Genomic DNA, 16,679 nt, shown 5'->3' with positions numbered 1-16,679 from the left:
ACTCTCTCCTTTTGTTTAGACAATTGAAATTGTTTTATTTGATTGCGGCTTTTGCTGATTATCTCTCGCAAAGGCCGTGGTGCCAGTTCTGGCGACTTCTTTAATGCCGTATGGCTTAAGTAATTCAATGAGTGCTTCAATTTTTGAAGACTCACCTGTCACCTGAATGACGACACTCTCTCTGCTTACATCTACAATAGAAGCTCTAAACGGTTCAATGACCCCTGTGATTTCCATTCTAGATGCCGGTGCAGAAACGACTTTTATCAAAGCCAGCTCTCGCTGAACGATTGATTGGTTTGTAATGTCTGTTACTTTGAGAACATCAATTTGCTTGTTCAGCTGTTTTGTCAGCTGTTCGATGTCTTTCTCTTGGTCTACATGGACGACGAACGTGATGCGTGATACATCTTGAATCTCAGAATGGCCGACCGTAATGCTTTCAATGTTGTAGTGTCTTTTGGTAAAAAGGCCAGTGATTCGGTTCAGTACGCCTGATCGATTTAATACAGTCAACACAATAATTCTTTTCAAGGTTTCACCCCCACCATCTCATGAAGTCCTTTCCCCGGTGCGACCATCGGGAATACTTTTTCATCTCTCGCTACATTGACATCGATGAAAACAGGCTCTCTAGAGGTTAACGCTTCTTCAAGCTTTTCTTTCGCCTCTTCGTCTGATGAGATTCTGATTCCTTTAATGCCATAAGCTTCAGATAATTTAACGAAGTCTGGCTGCTCTGAAAATTTAGAATATGAGTAGCGTTCTTCGTAGAAAATTTCTTGCCATTGTCTTACCATTCCAAGGCTGTGATTATTCAGAACAATCACTTTCACTGGAAGGTTCAGCTCACGGATAACGGCAAGTTCTTGCAAGGTCATTTGGAAACCTCCGTCTCCTAAAATCGCCACAACCGTTGCCTCTTGATCAGCCAGCTGAGCGCCGATGGCTGCCGGTAAACCGAAGCCCATCGTACCAAGGCCGCCAGATGTGACCCACTTATCTGCATTTTCAAATGGATAGAACTGAGCTGCCCACATTTGATGCTGTCCGACATCAGTTGCCACAATGGCTTCACCTTTTGTGAATTGATGAATGTATTCAATCAGCTTTTGAGGCTTAAAGCCCTCTGCTTCGTTTTCAACGTACCAGAGCGGATATTCTGCCTTCCACTGATCTAATTGGTTTTTCCATTTGTCTGATTCCCCTTGCTTCCCGTCTTGCTTGATCAGCTCTTCAAGGACTAGCTTACTGTCTCCAACAACCGGGATATGGGTATGAATGTTCTTACCAATTTCCGCCGGGTCGATATCAATGTGTGCTACCTTCGCATGTTTCGCAAAGTGATTGAGGTTGCCAGTTACCCTGTCATCAAATCTTGCACCGATTGAAATGAGCAGATCACATTGGTGAAGGGCCATATTCGCCGCATATGTGCCATGCATACCAGCCATCCCTAGAAATAGAGGATGCTTTGCTGGGAATCCGCCAAGTCCAAGCAGTGTATGAGCGACTGGGATTTGCTGCTGCTCTACATACTGCCTTAATTCTTCAGATGCTTTGCCATGAAGAACGCCAGCTCCTGCTAGAATGACTGGTTTCTTCGCTCTGCTTACAGCTTCTACTAATTTGCGAATTTGCAAATAGTTCGGCTCGACTTTTGGCTGATAACCAGGTAAATCAATTGGCTGATCATATTCAAACGTTCCTTCAATGCCTGCCACATCTTTTGGAATATCAATCAAGACTGGACCAGGTCTGCCTGTTGTTGCGATGTGGAACGCCTCTTTAATGACACCCGGTAATTCCTCTGGATTTCTTACTTGGTAGCTGTGCTTTGTGATTGGCATTGTGATGCCGAGCACATCTGCTTCCTGGAAAGCATCCGATCCAATAACTGAGGTTGCCACCTGTCCTGTGAAGACAACAAGAGGAAGTGAATCAATCATTGCATCTGCAATTCCTGTGACAAGGTTTGTCGCTCCAGGTCCTGATGTCGCAATGACAACACCCGGTTTGCCAGATACTCTTGCGTATCCTTCTGCTGCGTGAATCGCTCCCTGCTCATGCCTTGGCAGGACATGAAATAAACCAGAATCATAAATTTTATCGTAGATCGGTAAAACCGCTCCGCCTGGATATCCGAAAATGACTTCTACTTTTTCTCTTTTGAGTGCTTCAATTAACATGAGTGCACCGTTCATCGTTTGTGGTGCTTTAGATGTTTCCGTCTCCACTTGTACATTTGTCCCCATTTGATTTCCTCCTCTTTGTCTTGCTTCAGTCAAGTCTTTTCACCCTTTTCTATTCAAGATCGAGATTTTAGACCATATAAAAAAGCCTTCTCACCCCACAATGACACTACTTTTCACTAGGTCAAAGGGGCGAAAAAGCTTTGTTTTTCGCGGTACCACCCTTGTTCACGGCAAAATCTGCTGCCGTCTCATGGACATCTTTCATCCATTTTGGTAACGAGTGAGCAATGTCACTCGGTCTGCCCTACTATCATTTCAAGCAGACACTCAGAGGTGAGTTCACTTTAGAAAGTAACACCGGTTTCCAGCTACCACCGGCTCTCTGTAGATACTGACTCTAAAGCTACTAGTCCTCTTCAACGTTTATCGATATCTATTTAGCTTGCGTGAATGTTTTCATCTGTAAATACGACTTTTTCTCCTTCTTCAACCACTCGCTTGCGGAATTGTTCAAGAAGTGTGTTTGTGTGGACCCCGGGTTTCCCTTCACCGATTGTACGGCCGTCAACCTTTACAACAGCGATCACTTCGGCTGCGGTTCCTGTCAGAAAAACTTCTTCTGCTGTATACACATCGTGCCTTGTGAATGGTTCTTCTTTCACTTCGTAGCCTAAGTCTTCTGCAATCTCCATGATGGCATTTCTTGTGATGCCTTCAAGAGCGCCGATATAACCTGGCGGTGTATAAAGCTTACCTTTTTTATAAATAAACACATTGTCTGCAGAACCTTCTGCCACGTACCCTTGATCGTTCAGCATCAGCGCTTCACTCACACCGGCCATATGGGCTTCGATTCGGACAAGGATGTTATTCAAATAATTTAATGATTTCACTTTTGGGCTCAGTACATCGGGACGATTTCGTCTCGTCGGTACCGTTACAATATCAATACCCGTTTCATATAGGTGCTTTGGAAAGATGGCCAGCGGCTCTACAATGATCACTGTGTTGGCTCTCCCGCAGTTGTTTGGATCTAAACCAAGATCACCAGCTCCTCTTGAGACAACAAGACGAATATAGGCATCCTTTAGGCCGTTCCTTTCAACTGTATGAATCATTTTTTCCGTGAGTTCCTCAAGTGAATATGGAATGTTCAGCATAATGGATCTGGCGGAATCATACAGGCGGTCTAAATGTTCTTTCATTCGAAAGATATTTCCGTTATACACGCGTATCCCTTCGAACACACCGTCACCATATAAGAAGCCATGATCATAAACTGAAATTTTTGCATCCTCTTTTTTCACGAGTTCATCGTTTAAAAAGATCCACTGTTCCTTTTGGTCTTCCATTTTCAGTGAGCACCCTCTCTTTCAAACAAAAAGTAGTTGAATTTTCAGACACTTTTTATTGAAGCCTCTCACGCTTGCTCTGCGTGTTTGTTTAGCTTTTGTTGAACCCATCTTACGCCGCTTTCCATACAGTGTCAACAGCATTTTTAAAATTATTAGACAATTTAGACTAATCAAAATTAAATGTATACGCTTACACCTTTGCTAGACAAGGAATGAAAAAACTTAAAATTTTTTGTATTTTTTCTTCAATTTATTTACTTTACCTGAACGCTTTTCTTTTGAGAAAACGTTTGTCATATTTTTTCACATCGTTTTTAATGAAGACTGGTAGATTTCAACGCTTTTGATTTTCTTTCGGCATGCCTTTCTAAAGCGTTTTCCTATGAATTTATGATAGAATGAGAGCATCTTATAGAAGGAGGGCAATACATGGCTAACATCAGAGGTTATATCGGAACGTATACAAAGGGAGACAGTAAAGGCATTTATACTTTTACATTAAATACGGACAAGCAGCAGATCGAACAAGTAAAAGTAGCTGCTGAACTTGAAAATCCTACATATTTAACCGTCTCAGATTCTCAAAAATTTGTGTATTCTGTTGTGAAAGAAGGATCACAGGGCGGCGTGGCTGCGTATCAAATTGATGCAGAAACCGGCACACTTCGTTTCATCAACCAAGAGCTTGCCGATGGCGCTTCTCCTTGCCACGTCAGCGTGGACAGTCAAACAAAAACAGCTTTTACAGCAAACTATCATAAAGGAACAGCAGAGATGTATGAAATCGATGCTGAAAATGGCTCAGTCATCCGCACGCTGTCACAGGCGCAGCATGAAGGAACTGGACCAAACGAAGACCGTCAGGAAAAACCGCACACTCACTTTATGGGTCTGACACCAGATGAACAATTTGCAGTGGCTGTTGACCTTGGGACAGATGGCATTTATACGTATAAGAAAGAGGGCGGCAAACTCGAGCTCGCTCATACATTTGAAACAAAACCAGGCACCGGTCCTCGCCATATCACATTCCATCCAACGAAACCTGTGGCATATGTGATGACAGAGCTAAGCTCAGAGGTGATTGTGCTTCGTTACTTTGAAGATGGTCATTTCGAAGAGATCCAAACGATCGCAACCATTCCAAGCGACTTTACAGAGAACAATCAAGGCAGTGCCATTCACGTCTCTTCAGACGGGCAATTTGTTTATGCAGGAAATCGCGGTCATGACAGCATTGCGATTTTTAAAGCAGACGCTGACGGCCAATTAAGTCTTGTCGAGATTGCTTCCTCTGAAGGAAACTGGCCTAGAGACTTTGTGCTTGATCCAACTGAAGAATTCCTCGTCGGTTCAAACCAAGAATCTAGCAACCTAGTGTTATACAAACGCGACAAAGAAACAGGACGACTCACTGTCTTACAATCAGACATCGCCGTTCCTCATCCAGTTTGCGTGAAATTTTTAGGATAAAGAAAAAAGCCTCCGTTTTGGAGGCTTCAGCTTGTTGACAAAGGGCTAAAATGAACTTTTTTTAGCCCTTTGTCTTCTTTTCAGCGTGCAGACGGCGTCCCGCCATCTTCAAGCTTTTGATCAATAAGAGACGTATCGGTTTTTTCACCGAACCATTTTGACAGCCTGTCCTTCGCTTTTCCTTTCACATCATCATCAATGTACATCGCTACTTGGAGCAGAGCAAATGTGATCGCTCCTAAATCATCTGTGTAGCCGACACCAATCAATGTATCAGGGATGAGGTCAATAGGAAGGATAAAGTATCCGAGTGCCCCAATAATAAGGGTTTTTGCTTTGACAGGCACTTCGGGTTTTTGCAATGTATAGTAAAGTAATAGCACAGCATAGACAAGAGTGACACCAGCTTTTTGTGCCGTCTTTTTTAACTTTTCCCAAAAGGCATGATCATTAAAATGCTTCTTCGAACGCTTTAATAGTTCTTTTTTCTCAGAACGGTTCATCATATCGCCTCCATCTACAGCATAGCCCTTTTCCCTTCGTTATACAAGATATCCGCCGATTCGACAAACAAAAAGCAGCAGAAAGCTGCTGCATTCTACTGCTCTTTGTAAAACTTTTCGATCGCCTTATCGATGTAGACCCATCCTTTATAAGACACATGAATTGTATCTTTAAAGAAGTAAGGATCGTATTCATGTTTAGTCAAATCTGCGACTTCATACCCGTTATCTCGAATTTGACGATTGATTTTCTCATAATACTCTGTACGCCCCTCTTTCGGGAAACCGGTATAATCATACCATTTTCCATTGACAGGAATCGTCACAAACAAAGGCTTCGCCCCTGCCTGTTTTAAAATATCCAGCATGATTTGAAAATCTTTGTATTCTGGTGATTCCGCATAAGAGTGGTCTTCACGAGAATCTTTCATCTTTTTCATGATCGGTTTCAGCTTGCGGTCAAATAGTTTTTGATTAATATAAAACGGGTTGTTCCCTGCTTTTTCCGCACCTAAGACACTTGCTTCTTTTTCAAGCTCAGTCCATGTTTTTCCTTTGACAGAAGGAGACGGATGAAGCTTACGCTCTTTCCCCGATCCAATTGTATAGTACATGTCTTTCTTTTGAAGCATGCCATAATACATTTTTGCAATAGGAGAAATCGCGCCATAAGCGAATTTGTTCCCAGAAAGCTCTGCTTTAAAAAGTTCTGTGATGACCATGTCGTTCTTTACAGCTTTAAACGTCATGATTCTCTTGATCAGTTCTTTTTTCACAGCTGGATCAATTTCTTTATTATAAGCGAGATTAAGCGCTTGAAGCGCTGAATAGTTCGGTGCAAAGTGATTCTCGTCAGATCCCCATTTCACAAACCACTGCGGGGACACGATAAACACAAGCTTCTTCCCTTTTAATTTATCCATATGCGCTGCGAAGTTCATCGCATGAATTAATGATTGTGACCCACCTTTTCCAATAAGATAAGGTGTAAACCCTTGAGGATTCTCATGAAAGAAATTCGAAGGGTGATATGGATCAAAACGTGATAGTTCAGAAGATCCATAGATCGGCAAATAAGTTGGATCTTTTAGCATTTCATCTTGTAAATAGAGCCCCTGGAACATCCCTGGATCTAATTCTGTGGCTGACTTTTGTAATTTGTCTTTTGGGATCAGATGTGAGAGCCATGCATTTGGTACAAGAAGAACACCAATGAATAGAACAGCCGCTAAAATAAGCGGCCCAAAAAAACGCTTTTTCATTACTTCATCTCTGCCAGCTGCTCAGCAATGTGATTCGGTGTATCCCACACATCACGATCGAACTCTGTAATCGGAACAGTGATTCCGAGCTGACTTTCAATTGCCATAAGCAGTTCTACTGTACCAAATGAATCTAGAAGACCTTCTTCAAAAATTGCAATCTCTGGATTTTCTTTCACAACGTCGTCCTGACAAACCTCTGCAATAATACCGTATACTTGATTTTTAAATTCCATAATTTTCTACTCCCTTAATGATTAATGATGAAATGGTTTTCCTGAAAAAATATAAAATCCGAAACAAATCACATGGAATGTAATAATGATCGACACAACCATTGTGACCTTATTATCCGGCCACCACTTGTGCTTTTTATTCCATTTCTCAAATAAATTGTAACCGGACATCACAACTGCGTGATATAGTCCGTAAATAATATATTGAAGTGCTAGACCATGCCAAGCACCCATCAATAGAAAGAGGACAAAGTACCCAATATTTGATACAGCCATACGGTTCTTGATCCACTTCTTTTTTGTCATAAAGAACACAAATCTCATAAACACGTAGTCTCTGAACCAGAAGGAGAGGGACATGTGCCAGCGATTCCAGAAGTCTTTAATGTTCCGGCTGATAAACGGTTTGTTAAAGTTTTCTGGTGATTTAATGCCCATCATATAACTCACACCAACAGCAAATGCTGTATATCCAGCGAAGTCAAAGAACAAATACATACTGTACGCATACATATACGTTAACTGTTGAACAAAGTGACTGCTGCTAATGTGATGAATATTCATGAGAATATACGTGTGAATCAGATAACCAATAATGAACTTATATAAGAAGCCGATAAAAATTTTATGAATACCGGCGTATAGAAGATCACTGTACGCTTCCTTTTCAGGCGGCGTATCCATATCCTTTTCAAACCGGCGGTAACGATCAATCGGACCTGATGAAATCGTCGGGAAAAAGACAATGAAATAGACCAAACGATGAATCGGAATTTTCTTCTTAATCAAGCCGTCTCTTGTCTCGATAATTAACTGGACACCTTTAAATGTTAGGTACGAGATTCCTAAAAAGCTCAGCCAGTTCATTGGCGGCGGTTGATGCGGCTGATGAGTTAAAAAGAACGGTAAAACCTTTGAGAGTACAAGCGGCAAAATAGATGCCACCACTGCCATATAGAAGACAGACGCTTGATTCGCCTTCAGCCGGTACGAAAGGTACAAGCGGATGATCAAGATTTGCCACACTGTAAACAAGAAGAGCAGCAATGCGCCATGTGCATCCTTTGAGAAAATAAGCGCGAGCGCCACAACCGTTGCAAACATGTTGTAGCCCTGCATTCTTTTGCCGCGAAGACCAAGAATGATCGTCGGCAAAAGAAGAACACCAATTAGAATGAAGAAAAAGAATGAACTAAACGGAATCATAGAAGAACCTCTTTCGCGATTCTTTTACGATCAACCTTCCCGTTTGGCGTCATGTACAGCTGCTCAAGATAGACAAACTTTCTTGGAATCATGTACGCAGGCAGTGAATCCGCCATTTCTTTCTTAATTGCACTTGTCAGCTGATATTCTTTTTCAAAAGAATGCGCTGCTGGAACAATGGCTGCAATTAAGTACTCCACATGACCGTTTGGCTGGAACGGCACAATCACACAAGCATTGACATAGGTTGTCTCGCTCACATGATATTCAATTTCTTCAAGCTCCATTCGGTATCCATGCAGCTTAATTTGATAGTCCAGACGGCCGTGGCACGTAATCAAACCATCCTGCGCCACACCTGCATCACCTGTACGGTAAGCAGGGCGTCCTTCGTATTTAAAGAACACTTTATCTGTTAAGGCTTGTTCACCTAAGTAGCCTCTTGTGACGCTTGGCCCCACGATGACAATTTCTCCTTTTTCACCATCAGGAAGGGTCTTGCCTTCTTCATCTAAAATGACGATATCTGTATCTGGCTTCGCATAGCCGACTGGTAAAGAATCGTGCTGATCAAGAATCGCCTGCGTGACTTCAATCGATGTGATCGCAACAGTTGCTTCAGTCGGACCATACGTATTAAAGACCTGCGCCTTTGGAAAACGCTCAAGGAGCGCACTTGCTACAGATACAGGAAGTGCCTCTCCGCAGAACAAGAAGACTTTCAGCTCTGGTAAAAGCTCCCCTGTAAAGGAAGGATCCATTAAGCACATTTGCACAAAGGAAGGTGTTGATGTCCACACTTCAACGTCAGATTGACCAAGTGCTGCAAACATATCCTTCGGCTTATTCACTAGATCTTTCACTAAACAGTACAGAGTACCGCCTGATTGAAGCGCTGGATACAAATCCATCACTGATAAGTCAAAAGAAAACGGTGCTTGATTTAAGAATGTGCGCCCCCCGCCAATTGGGAAGTCTCGGCACATCCACTCTGTAAAGCTTTCTAAATTATTGGCTGTTACCTGAACGCCTTTCGGTTTTCCGGTACTGCCAGACGTATAAATGATGTAAAAAACATCATCCTGTTGAACCCACTGCGAGGATGGCGGTGCTTCTTTTTCAAGAGCTAAAAGAGATGCCGCACTTTTCACTTCAATGTGTTCTTCTACATCTAGTACATTCTGCTCATTTGCACAAATCAACAGACTGGCTTTTGAGCTTTCAATAATTGAGACGATACGCTCGGCAGGGATTGAGATGTCGACCGGAATATAAGGTCTGCCTGATTTCACACTACCTAAGAAAGAAATCAGCATCTCTGGCTCCATATGACCGTATACAATGACAGGTGCACTGCCAGTTGCGACTGCATCGATCGCACCAGCCATTTGGTCTGATAGATGCCAAAGCTCATCATATGTGATCGAAGCATGTTGAGAAACAAATGCTGGCTGTGTTGGTTTCGTTTGTTGGTATTCATGAATCGTGTGTAATAGTTTCATAGTTTAATCTCCAATTAAAAATCGTTGTAAATGAATGATCCCGTATTTGCTGTATGGAATCCGTAAATAAAGAACAATAATAGCAAAATAAGTAAGTAAAAACTCGTATATCCTATCCATTTTACAGACTTATTTTCTGATAGCTTTTTGAATAGCATATTGATAACCTCTTTTCTTTTGACACTTATAGAGACGCATGAATCATTAAAAGAGTTTCATACCAAAACATAAAAATTTTAAGAAATGATGAAAAAAGATGTCGAATCGATAAGCGTGTCTTTAGGCAAAGCTGTCTTATTGTAACAAAGATTTAATGTATTTGAAATGAAATTCGAGCTTAAATTTGCCTTAAAATTGCTGAAAGCTGTCGAATAAACGCAAAAGCCACCTAGTTTGCCTAGATGGCTTTGATTTCAATTACTTCTTATATTTATTGACTTCGAACATGAGAATGTTTTTGAACACCACATAATCCTTTTTACTTTCAAAGGGACCTTTATTGTTGTCATGCTCATCAATTTCATAAAACCCTGGTCCTTCTCCGGCATCACGCTTTTTGTACCAGGATAGGAAAGCGTTGACTTCTTTCATGGAGAGATCGTACTCTTTTTGCAAACCGTTGACCATTGTGATGATGAGAAGGGCATCGCCGTCTTCATTTGTTGTATCGTCTTTTGGCGGTGTGGTTGGTTCTTGGTCTTTGTCGCCTGGGGTTTCTGTATTGTTTGGAAGTTCCAAATCTTTTAAAGAAATAGAAATAACCGATTTATAGTTTCTATCAGCAACATCTGTATAATTCAAGTTCTGATTATATTTGCGACCTCCTATTACATATAACATATCCCCTATAATAACTGATGAAGCACCAACACGAATATCATTGTTAGGTATAACTACTTTGACCATTTCTTCTTTTTCATCATTATAGACATATAATCTATTAGGTGAAATGGTAGGTAATATCATATTATCTTTATAAGTAACTCCAGTCAGATATACTTTTTTGAATCCTCCTTTTTTTGCGGACCAACTCTCATTAGCAGCATCAAATTCAAAAATTTCACCATTATTGTTTTCTCCAATAATATAGAACTTCTCTTTCAAAACTAGACCAATTGCTCTTTGTGTTTTAAAAGATGGTGAAGCTTCCTTTTTCCATTTGTTTTCTGTTAGATCATAACTAAAAAATTCATTGCCACCTAATACATAAATTTTATTTCCGATAACACCAGCTTGAACATTATAAGCGCCTTTAGAAGGACTTTCAAAAGGAATATCAGTTAAAACTTCCCACTCGTCTTTTTTTGTATCGTATACTTCAAATTTATTGAATGAATTTTGGTGTTTGCCTGCTAGAACATAAATTTTAGACCCTACAACAACAGACGCTGCTCCTCCTCTTCCACTAGGTATATCTTTCATCTTCGTCCATTGATTAGTAGAAGGGTTATACTCTAATGTTTCGTTAAGAGCATTAAATCCTCCAATTACATATATTTTCCCATCAACTGCATTAGCTACAGCTCCAATTCTTGCTGTTGGCAAATCAGCTAATTGATTCCATTCATCCTTAGCCGCATGTACCATTTGAACTGACTGCGTGAATGAAAGGATTACTAGCAACATCATGACGACCCATTTTTTCAAAAATAACCCTCCCTTTTCATTATCTTACTTCTTCATTATCGGAGTGTTTTTTAATTTTTATAGAATAATTGATCTTTTTAAGAGAAATTAATAGTAAAAAGGCATCAAAATTACTAAAGAAATCCGCTTAAAAAAATAAATTCTATTAAACATTGCCTGAGTCTATATACAAAGAACCCATGATTTCATGGGTTTCTCATCAATCCATTATTAGAAAATCCGTCACAAGGCAAGCAGGTTCTCCGTTTTCATCCAGCCCCCAAAAGCTTGGATACATCCCGTCACCGAAGCCTGTTGTAAACATAGCAATGTCCACCTTGTCATGCTATGTTATTAACTATTTCTTTTGAATATTTCTTAATCAATGTTTCGCTAATACTGCTTACGATATAGATCGCAATCGCTAAAATCAGCATCAACGGAAACATGCTCAACCGATCATCTGCAACATAAACAATGATAGCCACTACGATTGCCGTTAAAAAATGCTTCACCGCCTCCTCACCCCTTTGTATATATCATATACATTTTATTACACAAAAGATTCAATTGAAATAATTTCCACAAAATTAACAAGTTTCGTTTGTTCCGCTCTTAAAGTAGATTGCTATCCGACCTTATGTTGTTCGTACAATCTCCTCCATATGCTAAAATTAACTAAAATATACATATAATGGATCAACCAGGAGGTCATTCAGTGACGCAGCAAATCAAGCCATCCAAAATGTTATTAATTACTTTACCCAGCGCTATTATTGCCCTTGTGATGATCTTAGGGAAAATATATACACCTGTAACAAATGTTTTATTTTATATTGTGGCTTTCGGTGTTATGGGTTTAGTTGTTTCAAGCTTAATAAAGGACTACAGGAAAAAGAAAAATTAACTCCACGTTTAGGGAGCTATAGTTCCTAACTGATTGTAACCTCTCAATCCATTACTGTTGGAAGATAAATGGCCGTTAAAAATCCGCCCTCAACCCGCTCCCAAAAAACTAATTTTAAGCAAAAAACCGAACTTAAGTTTCAACAAACAAAAAAAGCCTGAAATCCTTTCATATCAAGGATTTCAAGCTTTTACATTAATACGTCCCAGGAGAGATTCGAACTCCCGACCGACGCCTTAGAAGGGCGTTGCTCTATCCAGCTGAGCTACTGGGACATGTTGTTATGTAGTGTTCTGTTGGTGAGTACCTCACCGACAAGATTTATTATATTACTATTGTTCTTTAAAGTCAACGGTTTTTCGAAAGTTTTTTCATAAGGGGCAAATGCTGCACCCTTATGAAATACCTTCCAATGTGACAGTATTTTCGAGATCTTGTATGACCTGACCTTCGTCCGTGAAAAACTGTACGTTCGCTTCGCTTCCATCTAGTGTCAGTATAGCATAGCTGCGCTCTTTACGCACTCTTGGCAGGTGCACGCTGCCTGGGTTAATGAGCAGTTTTCCTCTTAGCAGCTCACTGCCTGGGATGTGCGAGTGGCCAAAGCAGATAATGTCTGCGCCCAGCTCTTCTGCACGGTAGTAGACTTGAAGCAAGGATTGTTTGATGCCATGCAGATGTCCGTGAGTGAGAAATAGTTTTCCGCCTCCATCAAGTGGGAGCAGGAGCTCTTCTTCAAAATCGCCCATAAAGTCACAATTTCCTTTGACGACTTTGTATCCTTCGAGTGCTGGGTGGTTCGTTTCGAGTTCTGAATCTCCGCAGTGAATCATCATATCGACTTCATCCGCGTGCCGTTTGGCAATGGTTTGAAGTTCGTCTGTGAGTCCATGACTGTCACTCATGATGAGTATCTTCATGGCTTCATTCCCCCTTATTCATTTGCGTCTAGCAGTGATGAAAGCTTTTGAAGCGCGACCGCTCGATGGCTGATCTTGTTTTTCTCCTCTGGTGATAATTCGGCCATCGTCTGGTCTTTGTCTTTGACGATGAAAATGGGGTCATATCCGAAGCCGTTTTCGCCGATTGGTTCCTCTGCGATGAAGCCTTCTACTGATCCTTCTACCGTCTTTGTTTCTTTGCCCGGTATGCTGACAGCCAGGGCACATCTGAATCTGGCTGTGCGGTCTTCTTTTTCAATTCCTTGAAGCTCGCTCAGCACTTTTTCCACATTCTCAGCATCGTCTTTATGCTCACCAGCGTATCTCGCTGAATATACGCCAGGTTTTCCGCCAAGATAGTCAATCGACAAACCGGAATCGTCTGCAATGACCATTTCACCTGCTTTGGCTTGAATCGCCTCTGCTTTGATGATGGCATTTTCTTCGAAGGTTTGTCCTGTTTCTTCAATCTCTTCAGTAAAGCCGATGTCTGCTAGTGTTTTGACCGTGAATCCTTTTGGCTCAAGAATGGCTTTGAATTCTTTCGCTTTGCCCGCATTGTGCGTTGCAATGATGGCTGTTTTCATCCTGATCAAACCCTTCTTTTTATTCGATGACTTCTCCTGTCACTGCTTTTTGCTTTTCGATTAATTCTTTGATGCCCTTTTCGGCTAAATCAAGCAGTCCGTTTAGCTGTTCTCTTGAGAATGTCGCTTCTTCGCCTGTCCCTTGAAGTTCAACAAAGCGTCCAGCGCCTGTCATGATGACATTCATATCTACTTCAGCTGAAGAATCTTCTTCATAATTTAAATCTAACAGAAGACCCTGCTGAGAATCAATTCCGACGGATATCGCCGCTAAATAATCAGTGATCGGGTTTTCTTTGATAACTCCTTCTGCTCGAAGCTTTTGAATCGCAAGTGTCATGGCGACAAAAGCACCGGTAATGGATGCTGTGCGTGTTCCGCCGTCTGCTTGAATGACATCACAGTCAATCCAAATCGTGCGTTCGCCAAGCTTTTCTAAGTCAACGACTGCACGGAGTGCTCGTCCAATTAAGCGCTGAATCTCCATTGTACGTCCTGTCACTTTTCCTTTAGAAGATTCTCTCATCGTTCTTTGTGCGGTTGCTCTTGGAAGCATGCTATATTCTGCTGTAATCCAGCCTTTTCCTTCTCCTCTTAAAAAAGGAGGTACGCGGTCTTCGATGGATGCGTTACAAATCACCTTCGTATTTCCCGATGAGATTAAGACAGAGCCTTCTGGATGCTTAATGTAGCCTGCCTCTATTTCAACTTTTCTTAATTCGTCATATTGTCTTTCATCTAATCTCATGATTTACCTCCATTACGATATACATTCCGCGCGGGTGCCAGCGGGGTTCTCCTACTAACTTTGACAACCTAGGCTCGTTCTAATCGCTTGGAATAAAAAAGAGGCAGCGAATATGCATGCCTCTTTTTCTCCATTATATCAATGTGTGCCGTTAAAAACTACCTGTATTCACTTGTTCTGGTCTTGAAACCGGCTTTGTCAGCTCTGCTCCTTTTTCGTTCACAAGCTCAGCCTTGCCGTTTACCTTAACCGATACGCTTTTGACGTCCGGCAGCTCTGTTAATGTGAGCACAATGCTATCAAGAACTTTTTGTGAAATGACCTTTTTCTTTTCATCTGCACTGCCAAAAATGGATTCGTTGAAATCAAGTGTCACATGTCCGTCTTTTACTTTCGGGACATCATTCAGCTTTACATCTTGATCAAAGTCTGTGAGCAAATGGCTTTTTTTGCTTGGTCCAGAGACGAGCTCATCAATGGCTGCTGTAATCGGATCATCCTCGTCTTTTGGCGCTCTTTTGGTCACAGGAACATAGTACGTCTGTTCATCAGATTCAGCTAAGTAGTAAACCGTCACTGGCTTTGTCGATGTCATATCAGCGGCAGCCTCGTGCTGAATATTTATACCGTCTTCTCTGCTTAAATCATCGGAGATCGGTGTACCGTTCACAGGCATTTCTTTTAGTTCATGTCCATTCATTTTCAATTTGACTTTGGCGACAGAATCAAACTGCGTTAACGTCCAAGTGACAGATTGCAGGATGCGCTGTTCGTCTTCTTTTTTATAGTTTTTGAATTCATTTGAAAAATCCACTACGGCCGTTCCGTCTTTAATGTCGACAGATACGCTCGTGTCGGCCGGCAAAACAGCTCGGAACCCATTTGGCATGAGGTTAGAAATCGGTCCTCCGTCCACGAGATATTCAAGGGTTTGTTTGGCACTTCCTTCGTTTTTCGGCAGCGGAATGGATTGAGAGACGACATACCCGTTTTTATCAATTAAATATAATTCTCTCATGACTGTATCTGCCTTCTTCTCTTCTTTTCCTTCTTTGGCTGTTTGTTTATCTTCTTTATTTTCTTTCACATATGTGACGTTTTGTGGCGGGTCAATCTCTGTTTTCGCTTGGTCTGTTTGAAACAATCCGCATCCTGACAAAAGCATGGCTGACGCGATACACGTCACAGCTGCTGTAGATCCTTTTTTCAGCATACTTCACCCTCCTCTAGTAGTTTGTACTACTATGTATACGAGCTCCTCATGTGGATTAGACCCTTTTCATAAAAAAATAACCCACCTCAAGAAGAAGCGGGTTATTGCTGATAGACGTGTTCAAGTGATACGGTTTCGACCTTCCCTGGGAGGTAGCCAAACCAGTCACGAGCGATGTTTTGAAAATTTTGCTGCTGCCCTGTTGTATAAAATGTATGAACAGGTGCTTCTTGAGAAGTGTTTAACAGCCCTTTATACGAAAGAATCGTACTGGCTTCTCTAGCTGTCTCATCCCCTGATGAAATAATGCTCACATCACTGCCCATAAAGCGCTGAATCGACTCTTTTAAAATCGGATAGTGCGTGCAGCCAAGAATGAGCGTATCAATTCCTGTTTCTTTCATTGGTTCAAGGGAATCTTTCACCACTTCATCTGCTGTCTGATCTAAAAACGTACCGCTTTCCACAAATGGGACAAGCAGCGGACATGCCAGACTTTGAACCGCTAGTCCTGCTTTTAGGGATAGCAGTGCTTCTTTGTATGCCTCGCTTTTGATCGTATTGGCTGTACCAATGACACCAATCTGCTGATTGTTTGTCACCTTGATGGCTGTACGGGCGCCGGGCTGAATCACGCCAATGACCGGAATATCAAGCGTTGCTTTGATTTCATCAAGTGCGATCGCCGTCGCTGTGTTGCATGCGATGACGAGCATTTTAATATGGTGATTTCTTAATAAGTAGTGTGCCATTTCCCAAGTATATTGAAGAACCTCTTCTTCTTTCCGCGGGCCATACGGACACCGTTTTGTATCGCCTACGTAAATGATCTTTTCTTTTGGCAGTTGTCTCATGATTTCCTTTGCAACGGTTAAACCGCCGACGCCGGAATCAATCACGCCGATTGGTTGATCCAACAAAATCG

General features: G+C 41.5%; 19 protein-coding genes, 1 tRNA gene and 1 other annotated feature. Of the genes, 2 read left to right on the top strand and 18 right to left on the bottom strand.

The window, feature by feature from the left end:
* Positions 1-15 precede the first annotated feature (15 nt).
* The 3 genes from ilvN to ilvE all read right to left on the bottom strand — a co-directional run bounded on the left by ilvN (position 16) and on the right by ilvE (position 3,547).
* Positions 16-534 carry an acetolactate synthase small subunit gene (ilvN, locus tag C6Y02_RS10675; protein ID WP_034661705.1) on the bottom strand — a complete coding sequence of 173 codons (519 nt, stop codon included), beginning with the start codon at positions 532-534 and terminating at the stop codon, positions 16-18.
* Positions 531-2,255, bottom strand: coding sequence for an acetolactate synthase large subunit (ilvB, locus tag C6Y02_RS10670; RefSeq protein WP_060596901.1), 1,725 nt, complete (start codon positions 2,253-2,255; stop codon positions 531-533). The genes ilvN and ilvB overlap by 4 nt, the downstream gene beginning before the upstream one ends.
* A gap of 122 nt (positions 2,256-2,377) precedes the next feature.
* Positions 2,378-2,624: a binding site (T-box leader), on the bottom strand.
* 8 nt (positions 2,625-2,632) lie between these two features.
* A complete protein-coding gene (gene ilvE / locus C6Y02_RS10665) occupies positions 2,633-3,547 on the bottom strand; it encodes a branched-chain-amino-acid transaminase (protein WP_106031223.1) in 915 nt (304 codons plus the stop codon).
* A gap of 432 nt (positions 3,548-3,979) precedes the next feature.
* On the opposite strand from ilvE, the gene C6Y02_RS10660 reads away from it, so the two are divergent.
* A complete protein-coding gene (locus tag C6Y02_RS10660) occupies positions 3,980-5,023 on the top strand; it encodes a lactonase family protein (RefSeq protein ID WP_106031222.1) in 1,044 nt (347 codons plus the stop codon).
* Positions 5,024-5,103: 80 nt separating this feature from the next.
* Here C6Y02_RS10660 and C6Y02_RS10655 read toward each other — a convergent pair whose 3' ends face one another.
* The 9 genes from C6Y02_RS10655 to C6Y02_RS10615 form a co-directional block, all read right to left on the bottom strand.
* Positions 5,104-5,526, bottom strand: a complete 423-nt coding sequence (locus C6Y02_RS10655; protein WP_106031221.1) for a YkvA family protein — start codon at positions 5,524-5,526, stop codon at positions 5,104-5,106.
* Between the two features lie 95 nt (positions 5,527-5,621).
* Positions 5,622-6,788: a D-alanyl-lipoteichoic acid biosynthesis protein DltD gene (gene dltD / locus C6Y02_RS10650; RefSeq protein ID WP_106031220.1), complete on the bottom strand. Its 1,167-nt coding sequence runs from the start codon at positions 6,786-6,788 to the stop codon at positions 5,622-5,624.
* Positions 6,788-7,024, bottom strand: a complete 237-nt coding sequence (gene dltC / locus C6Y02_RS10645; protein ID WP_024423191.1) for a D-alanine--poly(phosphoribitol) ligase subunit 2 — start codon at positions 7,022-7,024, stop codon at positions 6,788-6,790. Before dltC ends, dltD begins: the two co-directional genes overlap by 1 nt.
* Before the next feature lie 21 nt (positions 7,025-7,045).
* Positions 7,046-8,230 carry a D-alanyl-lipoteichoic acid biosynthesis protein DltB gene (gene dltB, locus C6Y02_RS10640; RefSeq protein ID WP_106031219.1) on the bottom strand — a complete coding sequence of 395 codons (1,185 nt, stop codon included), beginning with the start codon at positions 8,228-8,230 and terminating at the stop codon, positions 7,046-7,048.
* Positions 8,227-9,732 carry a D-alanine--poly(phosphoribitol) ligase subunit DltA gene (gene dltA / locus C6Y02_RS10635; RefSeq protein WP_106031218.1) on the bottom strand — a complete coding sequence of 502 codons (1,506 nt, stop codon included), beginning with the start codon at positions 9,730-9,732 and terminating at the stop codon, positions 8,227-8,229. Before dltA ends, dltB begins: the two co-directional genes overlap by 4 nt.
* A 14-nt stretch (positions 9,733-9,746) precedes the next feature.
* On the bottom strand, positions 9,747-9,896 hold the full coding sequence (locus C6Y02_RS10630) for a teichoic acid D-Ala incorporation-associated protein DltX (RefSeq protein WP_024427820.1): 150 nt from the start codon (positions 9,894-9,896) through the stop codon (positions 9,747-9,749).
* Positions 9,897-10,149: 253 nt separating this feature from the next.
* Positions 10,150-11,379, bottom strand: coding sequence for a Kelch repeat-containing protein (locus tag C6Y02_RS10625; protein ID WP_106031217.1), 1,230 nt, complete (start codon positions 11,377-11,379; stop codon positions 10,150-10,152).
* A 199-nt stretch (positions 11,380-11,578) separates the two neighbouring features.
* Positions 11,579-11,695 carry a DUF4241 domain-containing protein gene (locus C6Y02_RS10620; RefSeq protein ID WP_317615143.1) on the bottom strand — a complete coding sequence of 39 codons (117 nt, stop codon included), beginning with the start codon at positions 11,693-11,695 and terminating at the stop codon, positions 11,579-11,581.
* Positions 11,696-11,699: 4 nt separating this feature from the next.
* Positions 11,700-11,873, bottom strand: a complete 174-nt coding sequence (locus C6Y02_RS10615; protein ID WP_223251544.1) for a hypothetical protein — start codon at positions 11,871-11,873, stop codon at positions 11,700-11,702.
* A gap of 203 nt (positions 11,874-12,076) precedes the next feature.
* Between C6Y02_RS10615 and C6Y02_RS10610 the strand changes: the two genes are divergently transcribed.
* On the top strand, positions 12,077-12,265 hold the full coding sequence (locus tag C6Y02_RS10610; RefSeq protein WP_106031214.1) for a hypothetical protein: 189 nt from the start codon (positions 12,077-12,079) through the stop codon (positions 12,263-12,265).
* A 201-nt stretch (positions 12,266-12,466) separates the two neighbouring features.
* On the opposite strand, the gene C6Y02_RS10605 is transcribed toward C6Y02_RS10610, so the two are convergent.
* The 6 genes from C6Y02_RS10605 to racE form a co-directional block, all read right to left on the bottom strand.
* A tRNA-Arg gene (locus C6Y02_RS10605) sits at positions 12,467-12,540 on the bottom strand.
* 120 nt (positions 12,541-12,660) lie between these two features.
* A complete protein-coding gene (locus C6Y02_RS10600) occupies positions 12,661-13,185 on the bottom strand; it encodes a YfcE family phosphodiesterase (RefSeq protein ID WP_106031213.1) in 525 nt (174 codons plus the stop codon).
* 14 nt (positions 13,186-13,199) lie between these two features.
* Positions 13,200-13,802, bottom strand: coding sequence for an XTP/dITP diphosphatase (locus C6Y02_RS10595; RefSeq protein ID WP_095409231.1), 603 nt, complete (start codon positions 13,800-13,802; stop codon positions 13,200-13,202).
* Between the two features lie 10 nt (positions 13,803-13,812).
* A complete protein-coding gene (gene rph / locus C6Y02_RS10590) occupies positions 13,813-14,541 on the bottom strand; it encodes a ribonuclease PH (RefSeq protein WP_060596912.1) in 729 nt (242 codons plus the stop codon).
* A 151-nt stretch (positions 14,542-14,692) separates the two neighbouring features.
* Positions 14,693-15,754: a GerMN domain-containing protein gene (locus C6Y02_RS10585; protein ID WP_034661739.1), complete on the bottom strand. Its 1,062-nt coding sequence runs from the start codon at positions 15,752-15,754 to the stop codon at positions 14,693-14,695.
* A gap of 101 nt (positions 15,755-15,855) precedes the next feature.
* Positions 15,856-16,674, bottom strand: a complete 819-nt coding sequence (racE, locus tag C6Y02_RS10580; protein WP_106031212.1) for a glutamate racemase — start codon at positions 16,672-16,674, stop codon at positions 15,856-15,858.
* Between the last annotated feature and the right edge of the window lie 5 nt (positions 16,675-16,679).

Source organism: Bacillus sp. NMCC4 (assembly GCF_002998555.1).
Classification (GTDB): domain Bacteria; phylum Bacillota; class Bacilli; order Bacillales; family Bacillaceae; genus Bacillus.
This window is presented reverse-complemented; position numbering and strand designations above follow the sequence as displayed.